Source organism: Clostridium sp. Cult2 (assembly GCF_021655075.1).
Taxonomy (GTDB): domain Bacteria; phylum Bacillota; class Clostridia; order Tissierellales; family Tepidimicrobiaceae; genus Schnuerera.
The window spans coordinates 25,026-48,490 of sequence record NZ_PPXX01000096.1 but is presented as its reverse complement, the minus strand read 5'-3'; the positions used below and the strand labels follow the sequence as shown (position 1 = coordinate 48,490).

23 protein-coding genes are annotated in these 23,465 nt (G+C 32.9%); 5 read left to right on the top strand and 18 right to left on the bottom strand.

Annotated elements, in window-relative coordinates; all coding sequences use genetic code 11:
- Positions 1–60 precede the first annotated feature (60 nt).
- From C3E90_RS09980 to C3E90_RS09950, 7 genes are all read right to left on the bottom strand, one after another.
- Positions 61–1,008 carry a protease complex subunit PrcB family protein gene (locus C3E90_RS09980; RefSeq protein ID WP_236915503.1) on the bottom strand — a complete coding sequence of 316 codons (948 nt, stop codon included), beginning with the start codon at positions 1,006–1,008 and terminating at the stop codon, positions 61–63.
- Between the two features lie 87 nt (positions 1,009–1,095).
- Positions 1,096–2,208 carry an S-layer homology domain-containing protein gene (locus C3E90_RS09975; protein WP_236915501.1) on the bottom strand — a complete coding sequence of 371 codons (1,113 nt, stop codon included), beginning with the start codon at positions 2,206–2,208 and terminating at the stop codon, positions 1,096–1,098.
- Between the two features lie 186 nt (positions 2,209–2,394).
- Positions 2,395–3,105 carry an ABC transporter ATP-binding protein gene (locus C3E90_RS09970; RefSeq protein WP_236915500.1) on the bottom strand — a complete coding sequence of 237 codons (711 nt, stop codon included), beginning with the start codon at positions 3,103–3,105 and terminating at the stop codon, positions 2,395–2,397.
- A complete protein-coding gene (locus tag C3E90_RS09965; RefSeq protein ID WP_236915498.1) occupies positions 3,105–3,875 on the bottom strand; it encodes an ABC transporter ATP-binding protein in 771 nt (256 codons plus the stop codon). Before C3E90_RS09965 ends, C3E90_RS09970 begins: the two co-directional genes overlap by 1 nt.
- An 18-nt stretch (positions 3,876–3,893) precedes the next feature.
- Positions 3,894–4,886 carry a branched-chain amino acid ABC transporter permease gene (locus C3E90_RS09960; protein ID WP_236915497.1) on the bottom strand — a complete coding sequence of 331 codons (993 nt, stop codon included), beginning with the start codon at positions 4,884–4,886 and terminating at the stop codon, positions 3,894–3,896.
- 3 nt (positions 4,887–4,889) lie between these two features.
- The gene (locus C3E90_RS09955) at positions 4,890–5,783 is read right to left on the bottom strand and encodes a branched-chain amino acid ABC transporter permease (RefSeq protein ID WP_236915496.1); all 894 of its coding nucleotides are present in this window, start codon (positions 5,781–5,783) and stop codon (positions 4,890–4,892) included.
- A 27-nt stretch (positions 5,784–5,810) separates the two neighbouring features.
- Positions 5,811–6,968, bottom strand: a complete 1,158-nt coding sequence (locus tag C3E90_RS09950; protein WP_236915495.1) for an ABC transporter substrate-binding protein — start codon at positions 6,966–6,968, stop codon at positions 5,811–5,813.
- Between the two features lie 341 nt (positions 6,969–7,309).
- Here C3E90_RS09950 and C3E90_RS09945 point away from each other — a divergent pair, with 341 nt between their 5' ends.
- Entirely contained in the window at positions 7,310–9,400 is a 2,091-nt protein-coding gene (locus C3E90_RS09945; RefSeq protein WP_236915493.1) for a methyl-accepting chemotaxis protein, read from the top strand.
- Between the two features lie 135 nt (positions 9,401–9,535).
- Here the strand turns inward: C3E90_RS09945 and arcC are convergent, their stop codons facing one another.
- The 10 genes from arcC to C3E90_RS09895 form a co-directional block, all read right to left on the bottom strand.
- A complete protein-coding gene (gene arcC / locus C3E90_RS09940) occupies positions 9,536–10,489 on the bottom strand; it encodes a carbamate kinase (RefSeq protein WP_236915492.1) in 954 nt (317 codons plus the stop codon).
- A 146-nt stretch (positions 10,490–10,635) separates the two neighbouring features.
- Complete coding sequence (locus C3E90_RS09935) at positions 10,636–12,288, bottom strand: M20/M25/M40 family metallo-hydrolase (protein WP_236915491.1); 1,653 nt, start codon at positions 12,286–12,288, stop codon at positions 10,636–10,638.
- Positions 12,289–12,447: 159 nt separating this feature from the next.
- Positions 12,448–12,840: a hypothetical protein gene (locus C3E90_RS09930; protein WP_236915489.1), complete on the bottom strand. Its 393-nt coding sequence runs from the start codon at positions 12,838–12,840 to the stop codon at positions 12,448–12,450.
- A gap of 9 nt (positions 12,841–12,849) precedes the next feature.
- On the bottom strand, positions 12,850–14,034 hold the full coding sequence (locus C3E90_RS09925; RefSeq protein WP_236915487.1) for an ABC transporter permease subunit: 1,185 nt from the start codon (positions 14,032–14,034) through the stop codon (positions 12,850–12,852).
- A gap of 453 nt (positions 14,035–14,487) precedes the next feature.
- Complete coding sequence (locus C3E90_RS09920) at positions 14,488–15,303, bottom strand: SDR family oxidoreductase (RefSeq protein WP_236915486.1); 816 nt, start codon at positions 15,301–15,303, stop codon at positions 14,488–14,490.
- Between the two features lie 131 nt (positions 15,304–15,434).
- Positions 15,435–15,800, bottom strand: a complete 366-nt coding sequence (locus C3E90_RS09915) for a PTS glucitol/sorbitol transporter subunit IIA (protein ID WP_236915485.1) — start codon at positions 15,798–15,800, stop codon at positions 15,435–15,437.
- 21 nt (positions 15,801–15,821) lie between these two features.
- Positions 15,822–16,823, bottom strand: a complete 1,002-nt coding sequence (gene srlE / locus C3E90_RS09910) for a PTS glucitol/sorbitol transporter subunit IIB (protein WP_236915484.1) — start codon at positions 16,821–16,823, stop codon at positions 15,822–15,824.
- 29 nt (positions 16,824–16,852) lie between these two features.
- Positions 16,853–17,398, bottom strand: coding sequence for a PTS glucitol/sorbitol transporter subunit IIC (gene srlA / locus C3E90_RS09905; RefSeq protein ID WP_272879118.1), 546 nt, complete (start codon positions 17,396–17,398; stop codon positions 16,853–16,855).
- A gap of 58 nt (positions 17,399–17,456) precedes the next feature.
- Positions 17,457–17,837, bottom strand: coding sequence for a transcriptional regulator GutM (locus C3E90_RS09900; protein ID WP_236915483.1), 381 nt, complete (start codon positions 17,835–17,837; stop codon positions 17,457–17,459).
- Between the two features lie 25 nt (positions 17,838–17,862).
- Complete coding sequence (locus C3E90_RS09895; protein ID WP_236915482.1) at positions 17,863–18,813, bottom strand: sugar-binding transcriptional regulator; 951 nt, start codon at positions 18,811–18,813, stop codon at positions 17,863–17,865.
- 321 nt (positions 18,814–19,134) lie between these two features.
- Here C3E90_RS09895 and C3E90_RS09890 point away from each other — a divergent pair, with 321 nt between their 5' ends.
- The 4 genes from C3E90_RS09890 to nagB are packed head-to-tail and all read left to right on the top strand — an operon-like array spanning position 19,135 to position 22,499.
- A complete protein-coding gene (locus C3E90_RS09890; RefSeq protein ID WP_236915481.1) occupies positions 19,135–20,181 on the top strand; it encodes a zinc-dependent dehydrogenase in 1,047 nt (348 codons plus the stop codon).
- A gap of 28 nt (positions 20,182–20,209) precedes the next feature.
- The gene (locus tag C3E90_RS09885; protein ID WP_236915480.1) at positions 20,210–21,052 is read left to right on the top strand and encodes a class II fructose-bisphosphate aldolase; all 843 of its coding nucleotides are present in this window, start codon (positions 20,210–20,212) and stop codon (positions 21,050–21,052) included.
- A gap of 19 nt (positions 21,053–21,071) precedes the next feature.
- Complete coding sequence (locus C3E90_RS09880) at positions 21,072–21,743, top strand: fructose-6-phosphate aldolase (RefSeq protein WP_236915479.1); 672 nt, start codon at positions 21,072–21,074, stop codon at positions 21,741–21,743.
- A 27-nt stretch (positions 21,744–21,770) separates the two neighbouring features.
- Positions 21,771–22,499: a glucosamine-6-phosphate deaminase gene (gene nagB / locus C3E90_RS09875; protein ID WP_236915478.1), complete on the top strand. Its 729-nt coding sequence runs from the start codon at positions 21,771–21,773 to the stop codon at positions 22,497–22,499.
- A 123-nt stretch (positions 22,500–22,622) separates the two neighbouring features.
- Here nagB and panB read toward each other — a convergent pair whose 3' ends face one another.
- Complete coding sequence (gene panB, locus C3E90_RS09870) at positions 22,623–23,465, bottom strand: 3-methyl-2-oxobutanoate hydroxymethyltransferase (RefSeq protein WP_236915477.1); 843 nt, start codon at positions 23,463–23,465, stop codon at positions 22,623–22,625.

The following is a 23,465-nucleotide window of genomic DNA, read 5'->3' as shown; positions in this document are numbered from 1 at the left end:
CCAAGTTTATATTTAATCACTTTCCTCATTCACAACAACTGTTCTACGTACGTTATTATATTATACCATAATATTTACATTCAAAATAAAAAAATTACCCCACACAAAATTGTATGGAGTATCACCTAAATGTTTTTTATCTATTTCTATGGTTATAGTTTTATATGTTATTACAGTCAGTAGTTCACTCTCTTTACTTGGGGGAGTAATATTTAAGTAAACTTTGTAATCATCCTTATCTTTTAGGATTTTATCTATTCCCATAGAATACCCGGAAGTCGAAAAGGATTTAGTAATAGTCACAAATAGTTTTTCCCCTTCATCTTTCGTAATAATACCTTCCACTCCTGAATAAGATTGGACAATTCCTCCTAGGGTAAAGGGAATCTCAACAACTTCAGGTTCTTTGGATTCTTTAGGTTTTTCAAGCTCTGCAGGTGGTATAACAACTTCATCTTCTATATTTTCTTTCTTATCCATCTGTTCTAACAAACTATTTACTCTTTGCAACAGGATTATTGCTTCAGCTTGAGTAGCATGCGCATAAGGATTAAATTTAGTCTTAGATTGGCCATTGATTAAGCCTGCATGAAATAAATCTGCCAAGGCCTTCTTCCTCTCAACGGAAACATCTCCAATATCATCAAAAGGTGTTGTTCCATCGCTAGACTCTATGGCATTAATTTCTAACAATTTTTCCCCTAAAATCTGGGCCATCTCAATTCTTGTCAATTTCATCTTCCATCCTACTTGAGTCCTAGTATAACCCTTGTTTTTTAGTAAAGATGAAAAAGATAAAAGAAATTCATCTTCATAAAATGAATCATTTGGGCTTAATCGATTAAAATTCTCCTTAGCTAGATAAGGAAAATAATAGATTAGGAAATCTCTATTAATCTCATTCTTAGACCAGTGATTCCCTAACTTTTGCTCCATTTCTACTGATGCAAAAGCTAATGATGGCATGACTAGAACAAAAATTAGCAGGAGTACAACTGCTCTTTTCATCCAATCCCCCCTTCAATCAAAAAAATTTCACAGTTGCATATTAATTTCATTATATCCTTTTTATTCTATTATTTGGTTACATTATAGTTACAATTCTGCAGGGAGAACCTCCCATACAAAATTGTAGGGAGGTTTACCAATATCATCTTTATCAATTTCTATATGGATAGTCCTGTATGTTATCACTTGGGGTAAAATAGTACCCTTATAAGGGGGAGCAACAATTACATGGACTTTGTATTTGCCATCTTCATAAACAATTTTTTCTATTGCCATAGCATATCCTGGTGTAGAGAATTCTCCTGTAATTGAAACCAGTATTTTATCCTTCTCTTCCTTTACAACTATTCCTTTCTTACCACTATAGGTTTCTTCTATTTTTAATTGTTTAAATGGTATCTCCTTTCCATTCTCTAAATCCTTTATGCTCTCTTTCAAATAAAACCTATAAGGAGATTCTTCTAAATATTTTTTATCTATTTCTATATTTGCTGTTAAATATGTTACTACCTGTGCTAGAATTGCATTTTTATCTGGTGGAATAATAGATAAATCTATTTCATATCTATTGCCTACTCTTCTTATTCTGTTTATCTCCATATCATATCCAGGAGTACCAAATTCCTTAGTAATGGAAACAATAACTTTATCCTTATCTTCTCTTACAACTATTCCTTCTTTACCTTGCCTAGAGCTTACAATACCTCTTTGTTTAAAGGGAATAGTGTATTTATCCCATTTATCTCCTTTCCATTCTAATACCTTCCCGATTCTTTCTAAAATTGTTTTTAGTTCTCTATAAGTTACTTTGCTTTTTGGATTGAAAGAATGTTTTGTTTTTCCGGCTATTATCTTTTCTTTATATAGTGCATTTAATTGTTCTTTTGTCTTCTTATCCATATTCTTTATGTCTTTAAAAGGCAATTCTTCAGAACTAACCTCGATTATTTTTTCATCTATCAATAGTTTTCCTATAATCATAACCATTTCTTCTCTAGTAATATTCACTTTACCCTTAACAGGCTTCCAAGAATACCCATATTCTTCTAATAGAGAAGATAAAGATGAGTTGAATTCTTCTCTGGATATTGGTTTGTTTGGATTTGGTTCTTTTGTTTTGTCATTTTTATCTGCCAGTACAGGAATTGCCATAGCTAAGATCAATACTATCACTAATACTAAACTGATGAACCTTTTCACAAAAATCACTCCTTTAATATTTTTAGAAATTTTCTATTTGATTCTAGTATATTAGAAATAATTTACTAAAGTATTACAAGTACATTACAATATGGTTACATTCCCATAATTAGGTACAAATTCCTATTGGTAAAAATATAGTCCATATAAAAGAGGTGGCTAAAAGCCACCTCCATGTTTTAATCCTTATCTAGTTTCTCCTAAGTATGCTTCCTTCACCTTTTCATCTTCTAGAAGTCTTTCACCTGGTCCTTCTAATACGAGCTCTCCAGTTTCTAATACATAGGCATAATCTGCCACTTCTAATGCCTTCTTAGCATTTTGCTCTACTAACAAAATAGTATTTCCCTGTTGATGAAGCATACTTATTATTTCAAAAATATCCCTTACAAGAAGAGGAGCTAAACCTAAAGAAGGCTCATCCATCATAAGCACCTTTGGTCTTACCATCAAAGCCCTTCCTACAGCTAACATCTGCTGTTCTCCTCCCGAAAGGGTTCCTGCTTTCTGCCAGTTTCTTTCCTTCAGCCTTGGAAACATATCATAAACTTTTTTCATATCTTTCTTTATATCATTTTGGTCTGTTCTAGTATAAGCACCTAATATTAGATTCTCTTCTACCGTCAAATTGGCAAATACCTTCCTTCCTTCTGGAACCATTACTATGCCCCTTTTAACAATATCTTTTGTTGGAAGGTTGGTTAAATCTTCTCCATTATATTCAATTTTCCCTTCTGCTTTTTCTACCAATCCCATTATGGCCCTTAGAGTAGAAGATTTTCCTGCCCCATTAGCTCCAATAAGGGTGACTATTTGATTTTCTTCTATGGATATATTAATTCCTCTGAGAGCATTAATACCCCCATATCTAACGTGTAAATTGGAAACTTCAAGCATTATTCCACCCCCAAATAAGCTTCTATAACCCTTTGATCGTTTTGAATTTCCTCTGGGTTACCTTGGGCGATTAAAACCCCATGGTCTAATACAAATATTTCTTCGCATATACCCATAACCACTTCCATATGATGTTCTATTAAGAATATGGTTAAATCAAATTCCTCTTTAATCTCCTCTATAAATTCCATCAATTCCCTAGTTTCCTGAGGATTCATGCCTGCTGCTGGTTCATCTAATAACAATAATTTAGGTTCTGTGGCTAAAGCTCTTGCGATTTCTAACCTTCTTTGCATTCCATAGGGTAGAGAATAGGCCTTTTCTTCCATCTGATCTTTTAAGCCCACTTTTTCCAATAGATAAATGGATTTTTCAAACATCTCTTTTTCTTCAGCCCTATAGCTAGGAAGTCTAAGTATGGAAGAAAAAACATTGGATTTTATCCTCAAATGATTGCCAATGAATACATTATCTAAAACGGATAACTCTTTAAATAGCCTAATGTTTTGAAAGGTTCTACATACACCAAGCTTTGCTATCTCATCGGGCCCTAGTCCTGTCAATAGATGTTCTTCATCTTCATTTGGACTGAATATAACCCGTCCTTCCGTAGGTTTATATACTCCCGTTACCACATTAAAGACTGTAGTTTTCCCTGCCCCATTAGGGCCTATTAAACCAATAATTTGACCCTTTTCAATATTTGCATTAAATTTATTACAAGCTATAACTCCACCAAACTTCATGGTCATATCATCTATTTTCAGCATGTTCTATTCACTTCCTTTTTAGCTTTCCTTCAACAATCCTTCTTTTCTAATTATTACAACCGCCATAAGGATTATCGAAAAAACAACCATTCTCATTCCTGGCACTCCTTTTATTCGGATAAAGCCTAAGTTGATGGATTCATCTAAAAATCTTAATGCTTCCATCATAACCGTGACAATTATAGCAGAAATTACTGAACCCTTTATACTTCCTAAACCTCCTAGTACTACAATCAATAGAATATTGAAGGTAAGAGTAATTCTAAACATATTTGGATCAATAGTCCCCAACAAAGCTGCCAAAAGTCCACCGCCAATTCCTGCTAAAAAAGATCCAAAAGTAAAACTCATAACCTTATGCTTAAAAAGATTGATACCCATAGATCTGGCTGCTACTTCATCTTCTCTTATGGCTTTAAAAGCCTTTCCATAACTTCCATCCATTAAAAAAGCCATAAATCCAATGGTAAGAAGGGCAACTCCCCAGCTCCACCACACATTGGTATTATTAGGAATTCCTTTTAATCCTAAAGCACCATTAGTTATAGATTGAGTATTTGTAAAAACTACCCTAATAATCTCAGCAAAACCTAAAGTAGCAATAGCTAAATAGTCATCCGTAAGCCTAAGAACTGGAGCACCAATTAAAAAACCAAATAATCCTGCCATAATCCCAGCCATAAGAAGAGCAGGAAGGAAACTCCACTCTAAATTAGCTAAAAAGGGTACCATGGGTTTCATAAAAAAATTCATCTCTTTCATGGGAACAGGCATGGTAAGAATTCCCACAGTATAAGCTCCTATGGCCATAAATCCTGCGTGACCTAATGAAAATAATCCTGTAAAACCATTGATGAGATTCATACTTAGACCTAAAGTTATATAGATTCCACAAAGGTTTATTATCCTCAATTTATAATCATCTAAAGTTCTATTGGCAATAAATAACCCTATTATTGTAGCGGCAAGAACAATCAAAGTAGTATTATTCAATCTGTTTTTATTTATCATAGTCTACACCTTCTCTGTAATTTTTTCTCCCATTAAACCTGTTGGTTTAACTAGGAGTATTACAATCAAAAGGATAAATGCAAAAGCATCTCTATATCCAGTTAATCTTGGAAGTAAAGCGATTAACATAATCTCTCCCAACCCTAATATAAAACCTCCTATAACTGCACCTGTAATATTTCCTATTCCTCCTATTACTGCAGCTATAAAACATTTAAGTCCTGGCATAGCTCCCATTAAAGGCATTAATTGTGGGTATTTTGTCCCCCACATTACTCCTCCTACAGCAGCTAGAAAAGAACCTATAAAAAAAGTAATGGAAATAATCCTATTTATATCTATTCCCATTAGACTAGCAGTTTCATAATCCTTAGATAATGCTCTCATAGCCATACCAGTTTTGGTCTTAGTTATAATATAAGTAAGACCCAAGAGCAATAATATGGTAACTATTGGTATTATAAATGTTACTATACTTACTGATACTCCTCCTAACCTTATTACCTTATTCAATATATTAGGGATAGGGAAGGCCTTTGGCCTTCCCCCAAATACTACTATTCCAAAATTTTGTAAAAAGAAGGATGCCCCTATGGCAGAAATCAAAATAGTAATCCTTGGAGATTCCCTTAATGGTCTATAGGCTATTTTTTCAAGGAGGAGACCGATAAAACCGGTAAATACTGAGGCAAATATAAACACCAGCCACCAGGGAATAGATGTGAACAATATACCATAATAGGTGATATAAGCTCCTAGCATAAATATATCCCCATGGGCAAAGTTTATAAGCCTTAAAATTCCGTACACCATGGTATATCCTATAGCGATTAATGCATATAAACTACCTAAGGAAATACCATTGGACAAATGCTGTAAAAAACCTGAATTACCCATATCAAGTCCCCCTTATGACCCTAATTCTTATTTAGGTTCAACAGTAGTCAAATATATGAATTCACCATTCTCAACTTTATTAATAACTGCAGATTTAACTGCATCCCCATTTTCATCTAAAGTAATATTTCCTGTTGCTCCAACAAATCCTTCTACCTTTGCAAGCTGGTCTCTAATAGCTTTTGAATCAGCAGAACCTGCTTTTTCTATGGCATCCAGGATTACCATATAAGCATCATAACCTAAAGCAGCAAAAGCATTAGCTTCCTTATCAAATTTCTTTCGATAGGCTTCTAAGAATATTCCAGACACATTGGTTACAGGTGCTTCTGCTGTAAAGTGAGTACTAAATACAGCCCCTTCTACTGCATCTCCACCAATAGATAAGAATTCAGGTGATTCCCAAGTGTCTCCACCAAGAATTGGAACATCTATGCCTAAATCTCTAGCTTGTCTAATAAGCAGTGCAGACTCACCATAGTTTCCTGGTGCAAATATTACATCAGGGTTTTTAGCCTTAACATTGGTTAATTGAGCAGTAAAATCCTGGTCTCCTGTATTATAAGAAGACATTTCTACTATACTATTATCATCTCCTGTTAATTCCTTAAAAGCGTCGATGAAATATTTACTAAGTCCTACAGAATAGTCTTGTGTAACGTCTTGGATAATAGCTGCAGTTTTTGCTCCTAAATCATTTACTGCATAGTTGGCCATTACAGTTCCTTGGAAAGGATCAATAAAGCAGACCCTAAAATAATAATCATTGTTTAATGTAACCAATGGATTAGTTGGAGAACATCCTACAGCAGGTACTTCCGCTTTTTTCACAATATCTCCTGCTGCCATGGCTAGAGAACTACCGTAACTACCAATAATAGCAACTACTTCATCCTTTTCTATCAATCTAGAAGCTGCATTAGCTGATTCTACTTTATCAGATTTATTATCTACTATAACTAATTCTACTTTTTTACCTAATACTTCTCCCTTGGCTTCATTAGCCAATTCAATACCCTCAACTGTCATTTGTCCACCAGCAGCACTAGCTCCAGTCATTGGCTCAAATACCCCAATTTTTATTACCTCAGAAGAACCACTAGTGTCCTCGGATTGGGTACATCCTGCTAAAGACGAAGCAATCAATACTAAAGCAAGTAACAACAGCCCAAACTTTCTTTTCATTAAAACTTCCCCCTTATTATAATATTTAAGACATGTAACCCTACATGCCCCTTTATATTTTTTGTGGAATATTATATGAATTATTGGATATTTTGGCTAATATTACTACTCCTTCAAATGTTAGGTATAGTATAATTAAAGTATACCTGTCCACTATGAATTTGTCAATATATTCTAATTTGTCTAAAATATTTATCTTTGTGTATATTTGTGTAAACTATACAATATTAACTAAAACGTTCTAATAATATTTCAAAAATAGAGGATTTTGCAAACTTTTGTCTAATATTAAAATATGGAAATAATTATACATAAATTTATCATAAAGGAGTTGGAAGTTAATGAAATCCAAAGATAAGAAAAAAGTTACAAAAAAGCCTGATAATATGGAAAAAAAGAGTATAGGAAGAAGGATGATAATATCCACTACTTCCATCCTTATTATCTTGACTTTAACCTTAGGCCTTATTTCTTACTTTATTTCTAAAGATGAATTGATTAAATCCTATAATGAATTACTTTATAATAAAGCAATAGATTCAGCAGAACTAGTAGATGAACAGATTAAAAGTTATACCCTTTCCATTGAAACTTTAGGAAACTTAGAAGTGGTATCAAACCCAGACGTTACAGAAGAAGAAAAATATGAAGTATTAAAAACCGAAAAGGGTAGATTGAAATTCTCTCATATTGGTTTAGCTGATGTACAGGGTAATCTAATACTGGATAATGGTACTAAAATAGATGTCTACCAAAAGGAGTATTTCCAAAAATCAATAGCAGGTAAAACCTATTTCTCTGAACCCATTAGAAATGAAATAACAGGAAAAATAGAAGTAATAATAGCTGCACCTCTAAAACATAAAGGAGTTCATTTAGGGGCTGTAATAGCTTTTAAACCTGCTGATGAATTCTACCAAATAATCCATGATATAAAGTTTGGCGAAAATGGATTTGCTTATATATTAAATGAAACTACTGATATTGTATCCCATCCAACTGTAGTAGGAGGCGCTTCTATTACAGATGATTCCGGTGGAAATCCTAATTTTGAAGGATTGAAAGAAAGGGTACCTTCAAATATGGTTGATGAAGTAATCACTATGGAAGAAAAAATAAAATCAGAAGAACCAGGAATTGGAAAATACATAGAAGGTGAAAAAATAGTTCATATAGGATTTGCACCTATAAAATCCAAAGGCTGGACTTTGATAGTAAGCATAGATGAAAAGGAAGTATTAAGTGGATTAGATTCCCTAAAACAAACTTTACTCTATGTAGTAATCTTTGCAATATTAATAGGGATACTTTTCTCTATAATTTTTAGCAGAAATTTAACAAAACCCATTGGTAAAATTACGGATTGCGCTTATAGCCTATCCCAGCTTGATTTTAGTATTGATATGGAAGAAAAATTATTAAAAAGGAAAGATGAACTTGGAAAAATGGCTTATTCTCTTCAATTAATCATTGAAAACATGAGAAACTTTGCTGAAGAGGTTCAAGAATCCTCTCATCAAGTAGCAGCTTCCTCTGAAGAATTGGCAGCTATATCAGAAGAATCTACAGCAGCAGCAACAAATATAGCAGAATCTTCCAATGAAATTGCCCAAGCTTCCCATGCTCAGCTTAATGAGATATTAAATGTGACTTCATCAATAAAGGAAATATCTAATCAAATAGACCATGTATCCGTACAAACAGAAAGTGTAGAAAATTTGAGAAAAAAAGTATTAGATAAAACGGAAATAGGAAAAGATAAAATAGAAGAAGTTATTATACAAATGGACGATATTGAAAATAGTACCTTCACCGTTAAATCCTCCTTAAACAATATTAGCAAAAGCTCTAAAGAGATGAACCATATGTTAGAAGTAATTGAAAATGTGTCAGAAGAAACCAATTTATTAGCGCTAAATGCTGCCATAGAAGCAGCTCGAGCTGGTGAATTTGGTAGGGGCTTTGCAGTAGTAGCTGATGAGATTAGAAAATTAGCAGAAGAAACTCAAAAATCTACTGAAGAAATTCAAAACCTAATTAATGCCAACAACCTACTCATAGAGGAAGCCAATGAAAAAATGGATTTCAGCAGTAAAGAAGTAGACTTAGGAATTACAAGAGTCAATGAAGCAAAAGATAGGTTTAATGAAATTGCTAATTTAATCCATGAAATAGCAGAAGGAATTGGAGTAGTTACACAGGCTACCAATAATGTAGACAATTATGTAGAATCCGTAGTAAGTTCTTCTACTTCCATCGAAAAGATGAGTCAAGATATAGCCTCTCAAATTCAAAATACTTCTGCAGCTTCAGAAGAGCAGATGGCCTCTATGGAAGAAATTGCTTCTTCTACTGAAAGCCTTGCCACCTTAGCAGAAGAGCTTCAATTACTTCTCAGAAATATAAAATTAAATATGAACATAAAAAATTAGCCCTTCAAAGGGCTAATTTTATGGGGTTTGGAGGCCAATACTAATATATTGGTCTCCATCTGTGTGTGGGTAGTTTAATACATAAACCATTATATCATAAAATAATAAAAATGGAATATAAAAATTAATATTTGACTAGAAAATATCACTATCCACTATTTTAGTTCCAACTTTTTCCTCCAAACATCCTTTGGTTTTATCTAAAGATGTTATTATTACTCTTCTGCCTTTTTTGCTTTTTACAAACTTAATAGCAGCTTTAACCTTAGGAAGCATGGATCCTGGAGCAAATTGGCCTTCCTCTATGTATTTTTCAGCTTCCTCTATGGTAATTAGGTCTAATCTCTTTTCAGTAGGTTTATTAAAATCGATACATATCTTTTCTACTGCTGTAAGGATAATAAGCATATCAGCATCGATAATCTCACCTACCAATTCTGCTGCTAAATCCTTATCTATTACTGCAGATACTCCTTCTAGTTTCCCATGGTTTCCATTTATTACTGGTATACCACCACCACCAGCAGTTATTACTACAAAGTTTGATTCTACCAAAGATTTAAGTATTTTTGATTCAATAATATCTATTGGCTCAGGAGATGGTACTACCCTTCTCCAACCTCTACCTGCATCTTCCTTCATTATATACCCATTAGTCTTTTCCAATTTTAAGGCCTCTTCTTTTGAAAAAAAGGAACCTACTGGTTTAGATGGATTTTTAAAAGCAGAATCCTCTTTATCTACTAAAACTTGAGTTATCATAGAGGTTATTTCTTTATCTATACCCCTTTTTTTCATCTCTTGACCTATAGACTGTTGTAAATGATATCCTATATAGCCTTGACTCATGGCTCCGCATTCGGGAAAGGGCATATTAGGTACATCTGATGCTTTTTCATATACAGAAACAATTTGTCCTACTTGTGGTCCATTACCATGAACAATTACTATTTCATGTCCTTCCTCTATTAAATCCACAATAGCTACTGCAGTCTTCTCAACAGCTCTAAATTGAGCCTCTGCTGATATATCTTTAGGATTATCCTGTAATGCATTTCCGCCTAATGCGATTACTATTCTATTTGCCATATATACACCTTCTTATTTAATTTTATCTATATAATTATAACTCAATTTCACAAAAATAATAATAGTAAAGAAAAAATTCTTTACTATTATTATAACCAATTATTATATCCCCGTTACAAATAGCAAATATTTATTACTAAATATAATTATCCTAACAAGGCCATTATAGTGTTATAAGTTATATTTGGTACAGTTTCAAAGGTATACTTCATATGGACCCTTTCTGCCATCTTATGTCCATCTTTTCCATAGGTCCCTATATTAACAACAGGTACATCTATAGCCATTACATCTTCTACATTATGAACATATTTTGGTCCCCAGGCAGGCATATTCTTTTCTAGATATAAAAGATCTTCAGGACTATCACTCATAGACATAAAACTGGAGTCTGAAATATATGGATAGAACATCTTTGTTACAATAGGTTTATCCGAATATTCTTGGACAGAAGCTATAGATTTATTTACGCTATCCATTAACTTCCTCTCCCTTTCAGTACTACCAGTCATTTCAATCCGTGCATTATAGGTTGAAGAAAAATATATTATAATAGCTGGGCTTTTATCTATTGACCATTTCCAAGCTTCTTCTACCATCCTTACACTAAACTCCCTTAAATCCATAGCTGGATTCTCTTGGTTTAATTCCCTACCGAAACTATCCATATATACCTTAAATCTATCCCCATGTATAGTGTGTAATTCGTTATAGAATTCATCCCAAGTATATACCCTTTTCTGCCAAGGAAGTTCCTTGTAAATGTGACCTGCTCTTTTGCAAAACTCCTTATAGGAATTATTTAAATATTGGATTACATTGTCAAAGGCTTCTTCCCCTTTTGCCTTTATCTTATTCATTACATCTAGAGGAGTCATACTATAGGTAAAGAAATTATAATAGGAATAAGCCGCTAATGCAGTTTGAACTGTATACTTGTCCTTAAAATCCGATTGTTTTAAAGACACTGGCGGTATGGTAACTTCTCCTTGGGATTCATCACATAGCTCTGGATTATAGGATATCAATCGAGTTAACTCCGCTACCAATAGATTTGGGTCTAAACTTGAAAAAGCTTGCCCTACATGAGCCTCTTCCCCTGTGACATAAAAGGAAGGCAAAAGTTTCCCTATGGTTCCAAAATAGATATACCTATTCTCATCTTCTTTATGATAAGGAGTGGAATAATCTGCATTGATACATCCTATAAATTCCAATCCTTCTTCTTTCATCTGTCTGAAAACCTTTAATGCTGTCAACACACCATGGGAATTATCCTCTTCATCACAAGCAGCTAAGGTGATTAAATGGCCATCTAGTTTCTCTGGATTTTCAGAAAAATACTTAGTTAAATACATTTGACCTGCTACCCCTGATTTCATATCCAAGGCTCCCCTGCCGAACATATACTCACCAGAGTCAATATCTTCTAATACTTCTTCATCTAATTTCTTCTCTTTTAAAAACTCTGGAAGTCTATCTGGGTCAAAGGCATATTCCTTTAAAGAGCCAAAATCATCTACTCCGACGGTGTCCAAATGTCCCATTAGGATTAAAGCTTTATTGGAATTGCCTTTGGTTCCTTTTACATGAGCTATGACTATATATCTTTCTATTTCGTCCTCCACAGTCTGTACCATTTTAAGCTGGTCTGGATTCTGTTTAAAATAAGGTAGTTCTTTATAATAATCATATATCTTTTTTGCACAATCCGCCTCTCCACTGGTCTTTACAACACTAGGTACCTTTACCAACTCCTTGGTAATAAATTCAACCTCATCAAAACAGTTTAAATACATATTCTCTCCTCCTTTCTATAGGTTTTAAAATATTCCATATATTTTAAACTTATTGTTTAATTAATAATATGGTTTTTAATCTGTTATAATATGATATTCTACATTGACTTGAAAATTCCTCTATTGGAACTATTATTTTCCAAATTACAAAGATAATAGTTATTCCGTTTCCTTTTTTATCTTTATTTTTGTTATTTGACGTTTTGTTACGATAAGCAAAGCAACTATAGTTGCTACATATGGTATCATCTGTGTAAACTGAGAAGGTATTCCCATTACTTGTAGCCTTATACCTAAAGCATCAAAAAACCCAAACATCAATGCTGCAACAAAAGTTTTCACCGGATTGGCTCTACCAAATATTATAACCGCCAATGCAATAAATCCCCTATTGGCACTCATATTCTCAGTAAACAAGGTTAAATAACCTAATGAGAGATGGGCACCTGCAAACATATTGATTGCAATGCCTACAATGAACTCATCAGATTTTAATTCCACCACAAATATAGCAAAAATCAAACCCACCAACAATCCTACTAATACTGCCAACATTCCATCTCAAGCATAACCTGGAGATATGTTCTGTAAAAATCTATAATGAACTCCTAGAACTTCAAAAACCCCAGCTATTCCGCATAACGCTCCTGATATAACCATAGCTATTATCATCTGTTTTTTATCATCAATTCCACCATATCTGGCAAATAAACTATTTTGACCTACTATTTTAAAATCATAACCAGCTGAAGTCTTCTCCATTAAATAATAGATTATAATGGCAATAAAGCCCATAAAAAAAATACTGGTATTCAATGTAGATAGTTTTACCATCCTAGATAGATGATAGCCTTCAGCTATTATCTCAGTGCCTCCCATTTTACCTTTAGTTGTTGCAAAGGGATAGTTGACTAAATAGGAGGTGAAAAGAACAGCTACAGAATTTAACATTATGGCTGTAATTACCTCATCTATTTTATATTTAACCTTTAACAATCCAGGAATAAAAGCATAAATTCCTCCAACCAACCCTCCGCCAAAAATTGCTAAAAGGATTCCTATTCCCTTTGGCAAATTGGATATTTCATCATTTAAAAACTCTCCTGTGATTTTTCCTTCATAAAAGGTTATTATCCTATCAGATAATCTAAATATTTCATCTAACTCTGCTGAAACCAATAGTATAGCAACTCCATTGTTTCTTTTTTCGATTATTTGGCTATGGATAAATTCAATAGCTCCTACATCCACTCCCCTAGTTGGTTGAGCAATTATAAGAATTGGGGTCTGGAAAGAAAATTCCCTGGCAATAACCATTCTCTGCATATTTCCACCAGATAGTTTCCCTGCAGGTAAATCTCCAGAAGGAGTCCTAATATCAAATTCATCTATCAATCTATTGGTCCTTTCCTTTACCTTTTTATTATTAATATGGATTCCATTTATTGCATAAGGTTTCTCATGCTGTATTCCCATAATCAAATTTTCCGATACAGTTGCTTCTTTTGATAATCCTGTGGCCAATCTATCTTCAGGTACATGAGCTATACCTAATATTTCTCCTTTTTTAAGATTAAAAGATACTCCATCTAATGCAATAAGTCCTCTATTATCCCTTGCTTTTATCTCTTCTACCAATAGAACTTCCCCTTTAGGTATATCTTTTTTATCCAATTCTTCAAATAATACTTCTCTACCTACCATCATTTCAGCTAATATCTGTTCATTTGCTTCTGTTGTTTTCAAAGTACCCACCATTTTCCCTTGGCGCATTACGCTTACCCTATGGGATATAGCTAATACCTCCTGTAATTTGTGGGTTATTATTATAACAGTCTTTCCCTTGAAAAAGATTTCCCCTTCTGACTGATATTACCAAAAGATTTTGGAAACAAAGTGATATCAAAAACTTAATTGCAAATTCTAAAAAATAATAGGTGTAGAACTACACTTTTTTGTAATTATCAAAGGCCTATAAACGTTGTGTTTACAATGCTTATAGGCCCTTATTCTTTGGTTTTGCTGCAAAACTCAAGTAATAGGACAAAAACAAGATAAAGATAATAAAAATCAAATGGCACTAAATTCAATCACCATTTGATTTTTTATTAATACTATATATTCATATTTATTAGTTCGGCTACCTTTATAAGGTTATATTATTAGAGCGAAACAGTCTTTTTTAATCTTTTCACAAGCCTATCCTCTTGTTTTACCTCCTGCAACATTATAAGTAACACCATGAATATAACTTGCCCTATCACTTCCTAAATAGCAAACTAAATCAGCAACTTCCCCTAGTTTCCCAGGTCTACCTAGTGGTATAGTGGACACTTTATTATATCCTGCTCTTAATTCTTCAACTTGAATTCCTCTTGTATATGCTAATGCTGTTTCATATTCAACAGTTCTAAGGCCTGTTTCTTCTAAGATTCCAGGTGCTACTCCAACAACTCTAATACCTAATTTTCCTAATTCTTTAGCCCATGAACGTGTAAAGGAATTAATAGCATTTTTAGTAGCAGCATATATACTCTGTCCCTCTGAACCTTCTAATCCACATTCAGAAGATATATTTATTATTACACCACTACCCTTTTTAATCATTTCCCTTACTACTGCCTGAGTACAGAAAAATACTCCCTTTAAATTGACATTTACTACTTTATCAAATACGATTTCGTCTAATTCAAATTTACTATGTGCTTCTGTGGGGTCAACTAGTAATCTTGGAATATTGATACCTGCATTATTTACTAAAATGTCAACTTGTCCAAAGACTGATAGGGTTTTATCCACCATTGATTTTACACTATCTTGCTTTGTAATGTCTGTTATCATATACATTATTTTCCCATTATTAGTGCTAAATTCTGGTGCTTTTGGGTTTATATCACATACAACTACATTAGCACCATTATTCAGGAATTCCTCAGCAATTGACTTTCCTATGCCAGATGCACCACCTGTTACAATTACTGTCTTTCCCTCTAACCTTAACCATGATTCCACCATTTTAATGCCTCCTATCCTTATTAAACCCTTATCTGTTAGTATTTATCCTCTGTCTTATATTGCACATGGTTACTAGTATATAGGAATCATATTTCATAAAAATATGCGAAATATGATTCCTATATGATTTATCATCTTCTAATAACTTTTATTGTTGCTCCAACGTCAATATCTTTAATTGCTTTATTTTCTACATGTATAGTACCGGGTAACTTAGCCTCATTATTACCATCAAACTTTAAGGTAATATGGCCTAAATTGTCTAGGTTTTCTATCGCATCTCTTCCAACTGCCGTTATTAGATATTCTTCTTCTTCAATAACCAATATATCACCTGGTTTTATGTCATCCTTACGACTGTTTTCATTGTGTAATATACAATAATCCAAAAGCTCTTCAGGTGCATTATCTTTAAACATTATTAAAATTTTTTCATCAATAAAAGCATTAAATAAGTCGCCAACTTTAGTAACTAAAGTGTGATATATTGTTTTCATTATTAATCCTCCAATTAATTACTATTTTGAATATAGACCAAAACTTGCTAACCAAGCAATCAATACTGTAGGAGCACCAGTTAAAAATCTAGAATATAGTACTGCTGGAACACCTACCTCTACAGTTTCTGGTTCAGCTTCTGCAAGTCCTAACCCTACAGGTATAAAGTCAGCTGCAGCTTGAGAGTTAATTGCAAATAATGCTGGCAAAGCAAGTTGTGGTGGGATATTTCCTTTCCCAATCTCAACTCCTACTAATACGCCAATAACTTGTGCAATTACAGCACCAGGTCCTAAAAATGGCGATAATAATGGGAAAGAACAAATTAATGATATAAGAACTAATCCAGGCAATGTTCCTGCTAAAGGAGTTAACATATTAGCGAAAGCATCACCAATTCCAGATTTTAATATTACGCCAATCAACATAGATACGAAGGCCATAAATGGAATAATAGTTTTAATAACTGTATCTATGGTGTCCTTACCTGCTTGATATAGTGTACTGACTATTCTTCCCATACCAGCACCTATTTTAACCATTAAACTCTTCTTCTCAGTTTGTTGACTTATTTTCTTGGATGTATCATATTTTGGTTTTTCTGTAGTTTCAGCTTTAGAAGTTGCTGTTTCATTAATAACTTCATTTCCATTAGCTAGACTAATATTCTTATCCTTAACATCTGAAACATAAATATCTTCAGTAATGTATTTTGCAAGGGGACCACTTGGACCAGTAGCCCTTATATTAATGGTTTTAATCCTTTTTTGTGGATATACACCACATCTTAAAGTACCACCACAATCAATAATTACAGCTGCAATCTCATCATCAGGTACTCTAGTTTTGAAACCATCAACTAACTCTGCTCCTGATAATTTTGCAATTTTATCAGCAATGGAAGGTTTATTACCTCCTGTTACATATACTAAGTATTTTTGCTTTTCATTTGGAGTTATTGCTAAAGGACCTCCAAATCCACCAGATCCTGCACTAACGATTACAGAATTGTATTTACTCATTTATTAGCACCTCCTAATACGATAATATCTTATAGACTAACGGTTTCTTTCAATTTAACATTTTGTTGTTTTTCAACATATGCAGTTGTAAAGTCTGTTATCCAACCTCTAAAGAAGTTTGTAACAATCCCTACTAAGAAATATCTTAAAGCTAAATCAGCTACTGGTAATCCTAATTCAGTTATTCCATTTGCAATTCCTAAGAAAACAAAAAGTTCTCCTGGATTTACGTGTGGGAACAACCCATTCATAGTATGACAAGCAAAAGTTGATGCAGAATAATATCCTGGTTTATATTTTTCAGGTAAAAATTTACCAAGTGACATTGTCATGGGATTACAGAAGAAAAAAGTTCCTACTGTAGGTAATATTAAATATCTAGCAAATACATTATTTGCAGATTTTTGTGCAAGTTTTTCAATTTTTTCTTCCCCTACAAGTCTAATTATTGCATTCATTGCTACTAATAAACATACAAGTAATGGCACAATGCCTGTAACAAGGCCTACAAAAGTTTCTCCGCCTTTTTGAAATAGTCCAATAAAACCTGCTGCAAGATTTGACATGAATTCCATAATACTATCACCTCGTTTTAGTTATTTTGTAATTTAAGTAATGAAAAACTATAAATTTTTATGTTTCACCCCCTTCAGTAACTGTCCTATAGTTGTTAACTGCATCTGTTACAGCTAATAGAGTGAGTTTATCAAGTTTTTCAAGGACTACAGGATCTATTTTTAGTAGGTTTTCACCTATCAAGGTATTCATTGATTTTAATCTTGCAAATACAGTTAAACCTTGTATCTTTTCCGCTTGTATAATATTACAATCATCATCTATAGCAATCAATACCACTGTTCCAGCTCTTAGCTTCCCCTTCACTTTACCTATTGCTACCTTACCTTTACGTCTTAATTCAACGTACCTTTTGTTAAAAGATTTAATCTGTAATAGTCCCAATAGAATTTGCAAAATCCATGCAATTGCAATAACAATAATAAATCTCCAAGTCATAGGGAACTCACCCCTTTTTTTAATATTATTTATTAAAATCTAATAATAGCTTAGCAGTCTGTTCCGTAGTTATTAAAGTATTTATAAATTTTCCCCTTAAGGCCCCAAGAATTGCAGGTACCTTCTCTAAAGATTCAGCTATACCAATTGAATACTCCACACCTCTTAATTTCTCCAATTCTATAGCTATAGTTCTATCGTTGATATCTGATTCTATTAATTTCCCGTTTATATCATAAAATCTTGAACATATATCTCCTACAACATTTTCTTTCTCCAGATAAGTAAAATCCTCATCTTGGAAAAAACCCATCCATATCATATTAGAAGATTTCGAAGGTGCCCCAATTCCAAGTACTGCAATATTGATTTTGTCCCAAAGTTTTAATATACCAGTAAAATTATAATCAGATATAATAGCTTCCTTTGTCTCTTTTTTTTCTGTAATAGCAGGTGCATAAAGATAATGTGCCTTACAATTAAAAGCTTTTGATACTTTTGATAGAATTGAATTAACATGATAGTCGCTTACTATATTACCCGGTCCACCTACTAGTGGGACTACATTCATGGAAATAGAACGACAGTTTTTTAGTTCATCAGATAAATATGCAATAGTACTGCCCCAAGCGAATCCAATATTATCTCCATCTTTTGCAATTCTTTTTAAAAATTCTGCACCGGCTTTAGCAACTGCCTTTTTGCCATTTTTCTCTGCTCCTGTATTTTCTGGCACTACAATACATTCCTTCAGTCCAAAACCTTTTTCAAGTTCATCCTCTAGTTCATAGCAGTAGTTGAATTTACTATTAATATTAATAGTTACAATACCGTTTTCCCGAGCTTTCTTTAGCATCCTACTAATAGTTGTCCGGTATATTCCTAAACGATCAGAAATTTGACTTTGTGACATATTCTCGTGGTAATACATTTGAGCAATTTTAACCATCAAACGTTCATCATCCCATTGATTCAATTTAGAACCTCCCTTCTGCACATTTGTGCACTGCTATATTATTTGTGTTACTTTCATTATAATACAAGTTTTTAAAAATGCAAGCATATATGGAGTATTTATTTAATTATTTTCGTTTAAACTTTCAGCTAATTATATACAATCGTGATAATTGCTACTTTTCGCCTTGTTGTTTTCGTAAAATAAATGTGAACTTAAATCGACGTCAAAAAATAAACTCCCTATTAAACATTGACTTTTTCACTATATAATTATAAAATAATGCTGAAAGCAAAGGTCACATTTGAATTTAATGCACATTTGTGCAAGGAGGGGTAAAGAATGAAAAAAATGAAAGCTGCTGTTTTTTATGGACCTGAAGATCTTAGAATTGAAGAAAGAGATATCCCAGTAATAGAAGAAGATGAAATCCTAATTAAAGTTGAATACTGTGCAATTTGCGGAACAGATGTTAGAATATATTTCAATGGACAAGCCAATGTGATACCACCTAGAATAATAGGTCATGAAATTTCTGGCATTATAGAGGAAGTTGGAGCCAATATAACAAACTATAAAAAAGGAGAAAAAGTATTGCTAGCTCCTATGATAGCTTGTGGTAAATGTGAATATTGTTTAAATGGTAATAGCAATATGTGTGAAAATCAATCTATTATTGGATATGAAATAGATGGAGGTTTTGCAGAATATGTAAAAGTTCCATCAGCTGCAGTAAATGGTGGAAACATCATTAAATTAGATGATAATGCAAATCTATTAAACTCATCTATTGCCGAACCTTTGTCCTGTGTTATTAATGGACATAAATATTTAAATATTGAATTAGGAGATTCTGTTTTAATAATTGGTGCTGGACCTATTGGAGCTATGCATGCAGCTTTATCAAAAGCAAAAGGAGCAACAAAAATTATATTAGCTGATATACAAAAGGATAGGTTAGAATTAGCTGCCCAATGTGGTGCAAATTATACAATAGATTCAAGTAAAGAAGATTTAATTGAAAAAGTCAATGAAATAACCAATGGTAAAGGAGTAGATGTTGCAATTGCTGCCTGCTCTGCTCCAATTGCTCAAAATCAAGCTATTGAAGCCACAAGAAAATGCGGAAAGGTTAGTTTCTTTGCGGGATTACCAAAAGGCAGTTCCATAAATAGCATAAATACCAATCGTGCTCATTATAAGGAAATTTCCATATTTGGAGCTTTTGGTTCAACTATACCACAACATGTTACTGCTACAGAATTACTTAACAATAATATTGTAGATGCAAATAAATTAATAACAGATGTAGTATCCTTAGATAATATTATTGAAGGGATTAAAAAAGTGAGAAGCAGTAAAGGTATTAAAACCGTTGTTAAAATGTAATTCATTCTATAAATCAGGAGGTTATATGATGCTTGTAAACACTCGTTATATGCTATCTAAAGCAAGGGAAAATCAATATGCAATACCACAACCTAATGTATGGGATATCAATAGTATTAGAGCAGTATTAAGAGCAAGTAAGGAAGTTAATAGCCCAGTAATTGTAGGTTTAGCCCAAGCTCATTTACAATATATTAGCATTGAAGAAGTTGCTATGCTCGTTAACTACTATGGAGATAAATATAATACCCAATATGCACTTCATCTAGATCATGGCAATGATTACGAAACTGTTATTAAAGCTATTAAATCAGGATTCTCATCGGTAATGATAGACGCTTCTACAGCACCCTTTGATGAAAATGTGTATTTAGTAAAAGAGGTGGTAAAAGTAGCTCATGCATGTAATGTAACTGTGGAAGCAGAACTAGGTCATGTAGGCTCTGGAGATTCTAGTGAAACTGACGAAAATTCTCAATCTATTCTAACAGAACCAGATGAAGCTGAAGATTTTGTAAGGAAAACAAACTTAGACTCATTAGCAGTAGCTATTGGAACTGTACATGGAAAATATAAAGGAAAACCAAATATAGACATATGCAGACTTGAAGAAATCGCAAAAAGGGTAAATATCCCATTAGTTTTACATGGTGGTTCAGGTACTGGAGAAGATATATTAGGAAAATGTGCAAAATTAGGAATAAGTAAAATTAATCTTTGCACAGACCTTATGATTGCAGCAACAAATGGAGTAAAAAAAGCCCTTGAAACTATAGATAATTATGGAGATATCAATTTAGCAGCTGAAGAATCAATAAAAGCAAGTTTAATTAATTACTATAAAGTATTTAATTGCCTAAATAGAATATAATTAGGAAGGTGGATTGATAATGCTAATATTATTGGATACAGCAGATATTAATGACATTAAAAAGGGTAATGAATATTACCCAATAGAAGGGGTTACAACAAACCCTACTATTATTGCAAAAGAGAATAGAAACTATATAGAGGTTTTAAAAGATATTAGAAATATAATTGGAAATGACAAAATGCTCCATGTACAAGTACTGGGAACTAAAGCAGAAGATATGGTAAAAGAAGCTCATTTTATTAAGGATACTATAGGTGGAAATATTTATATAAAAATTCCAGTAATAGAAGAAGGAATTAAAGCCATTAAAGCATTAAAAAAGGAAGGATTTAATATAACTGCAACGGCTATTTTTACACCTCAACAAGCTTTAGTTGCAGCCATGGCAGGAGCTAATTTTGTGGCACCTTATGTAAATAGACTTGATAATATTTCTGCTGATGGTGTTAATGTTGTGAAAGAAATTAGTAAATTATTAAATATTCACGGTTTAGGCACAAAAATATTAGCAGCCAGCTTCAAGAATGTAGAACAAGTCCACAAATCAAGCCTTGAAGGAGCCCATTCAGTTACTCTATCATTAGAAATTCTTGAGAAGTTAATATACCATCCATTAACAGATTCTAGCGTAGAGAATTTCATTAAAGACTGGAAAACAGCTTATAATCAAACCCAAATTGGCTTATAAATCTAATCAAAACGAGGTGATTAAAATATGAAAGTTATTATTAAGAAAGATTATTTAGATTTAAGTAAAGAAGCTTCTAACCTAATCGAATTAGAAATAAAAAACAATCCAAAACTAGTATTGGGTTTAGCTACTGGAAGCACACCCTTAGGTACTTATAAAGAATTAATAAAAAAACATATAGAATGTGGTTTAGATTTTTCTGAAATAACTACCTTTAATCTCGATGAATATTTGGACATCTGTCATGATGATTCAAATAGTTACCACTATTTTATGTATGAAAATTTCTTTAATCATATTAATATCAATAGTGAAAATATTTATATTCCAAATGGGAAGCCAGAGAATGTTGAAGATTATTGTAAAAACTATGATAATAAAATACAAGAATTAGGTGGGATAGACCTGCAAATTTTAGGAATAGGTGAAAATGGTCATATTGGTTTTAATGAACCAAATAGTGAAGAGCTATATTTAGGAACTCATATAACAGATTTAACTGAATCTACAATAAAAGCAAATGCAAGGTTTTTTAACTCCATGGAAGAAGTTCCAAAAAAGGCTATCACTATGGGGCTAGGTAGCATCATGAAATCAAAAAAAATAATACTTCTAGCCAGTGGAAAGAAAAAAGCACAAATAATTAAAAAATTGTTGAGCTACAATGCCATATCAACTAAAATTCCTGCTTCGATTCTTCTATTGCACCCAAATATTACAATAATTTTAGATGAAGAGGCTGCAACAGTCTAAAGTCAGAAATCTATTTAATATTATTAATCAATGTCAATAATTAAACTACCACAAAATACTATCTCTCATCTTGATGAAAAATCAAAATGAGAGATAGTGTATATTTATGACGGGACTTTATTGTTATTTTTCAGCTATTAACTCATCCAATACTTCTTGTTTCATATTGAAACTATGGATATCTTCTGGGAATTTACCTTCTTGTACTTCTTTACTATAGGTATTAAATGCCTCCACTATTATATTTCCAACATTAGCATATTGTTTAACAAATTTAGGCACAAATTGGTCAAACATACCTATCATATCTTGGGTCACCAATACTTGACCATCACAATGAACCCCTGCTCCAATGCCTATTGTTGGTATTTCTAAGGTTTCAGATATTAGTTTTCCTATTTGGGAAGGCACACATTCCACTACTACAGAAAACGCTCCCGCCGCTTCTACAGCTTTAGCATCTTCTAATATTTTCTTAGCTGCTCCTGCATCTTTCCCTTGTACTTTAAATCCACCTAATTGAGAACTAGTTTGTGGCGTTAATCCAATATGAGCCATAACCGGTATTCCTGCTTCCACTATTGCTTCAATTTTTTCTGCCACATTAACTCCACCTTCTAATTTTATACAGTCACAGCCTCCTTCTTTCATTAGTCTAATGGCATTTTCTACTGCTTTTTCAACGCTTACATTGTAAGATCCAAAAGGTAAGTCTCCTACTATGAAAGTATTTGGTGCTCCCTTAACCACTGGTTTAATATGGTGAATCATATCTTCCATGGTCACATTAATGGTTCCTTCATATCCTAGCACAACCATCCCCAATGAATCGCCTACAAGGATTAGTTCTATTTCTGACTTATCAACTAAAGCAGCCATTTGATAGTCATAAGCAGTAACCATTCTAAGTTTTCTACCCTCTTTTTTCATTTTTTTAAAGTCTAAGGTTGTTATTTTGGTTTTCAT

Coding starts and splice junctions, on each gene's coding strand:
- C3E90_RS09980 (WP_236915503.1), bottom strand. CDS start 1,008: ATGAAAAGAGCAGTTGTACTCCTGCTAATTTTTGTTCTAGTCATGCCA.
- C3E90_RS09970 (WP_236915500.1), bottom strand. CDS start 3,105: ATGCTTGAAGTTTCCAATTTACACGTTAGATATGGGGGTATTAATGCT.
- C3E90_RS09965 (WP_236915498.1), bottom strand. CDS start 3,875: ATGCTGAAAATAGATGATATGACCATGAAGTTTGGTGGAGTTATAGCT.
- C3E90_RS09960 (WP_236915497.1), bottom strand. CDS start 4,886: ATGATAAATAAAAACAGATTGAATAATACTACTTTGATTGTTCTTGCC.
- C3E90_RS09955 (WP_236915496.1), bottom strand. CDS start 5,783: ATGGGTAATTCAGGTTTTTTACAGCATTTGTCCAATGGTATTTCCTTA.
- C3E90_RS09950 (WP_236915495.1), bottom strand. CDS start 6,968: ATGAAAAGAAAGTTTGGGCTGTTGTTACTTGCTTTAGTATTGATTGCT.
- C3E90_RS09945 (WP_236915493.1), top strand. CDS start 7,310: ATGAAATCCAAAGATAAGAAAAAAGTTACAAAAAAGCCTGATAATATG.
- arcC (WP_236915492.1), bottom strand. CDS start 10,489: ATGGCAAATAGAATAGTAATCGCATTAGGCGGAAATGCATTACAGGAT.
- C3E90_RS09935 (WP_236915491.1), bottom strand. CDS start 12,288: ATGTATTTAAACTGTTTTGATGAGGTTGAATTTATTACCAAGGAGTTG.
- C3E90_RS09920 (WP_236915486.1), bottom strand. CDS start 15,303: ATGGTGGAATCATGGTTAAGGTTAGAGGGAAAGACAGTAATTGTAACA.
- C3E90_RS09915 (WP_236915485.1), bottom strand. CDS start 15,800: ATGAAAACAATATATCACACTTTAGTTACTAAAGTTGGCGACTTATTT.
- srlE (WP_236915484.1), bottom strand. CDS start 16,823: ATGAGTAAATACAATTCTGTAATCGTTAGTGCAGGATCTGGTGGATTT.
- srlA (WP_272879118.1), bottom strand. CDS start 17,398: ATGGAATTCATGTCAAATCTTGCAGCAGGTTTTATTGGACTATTTCAA.
- C3E90_RS09900 (WP_236915483.1), bottom strand. CDS start 17,837: ATGACTTGGAGATTTATTATTGTTATTGCAATTGCATGGATTTTGCAA.
- C3E90_RS09890 (WP_236915481.1), top strand. CDS start 19,135: ATGAAAAAAATGAAAGCTGCTGTTTTTTATGGACCTGAAGATCTTAGA.
- C3E90_RS09885 (WP_236915480.1), top strand. CDS start 20,210: ATGCTTGTAAACACTCGTTATATGCTATCTAAAGCAAGGGAAAATCAA.
- C3E90_RS09880 (WP_236915479.1), top strand. CDS start 21,072: ATGCTAATATTATTGGATACAGCAGATATTAATGACATTAAAAAGGGT.
- nagB (WP_236915478.1), top strand. CDS start 21,771: ATGAAAGTTATTATTAAGAAAGATTATTTAGATTTAAGTAAAGAAGCT.
- panB (WP_236915477.1), bottom strand. CDS start 23,465: ATGAAAACCAAAATAACAACCTTAGACTTTAAAAAAATGAAAAAAGAG.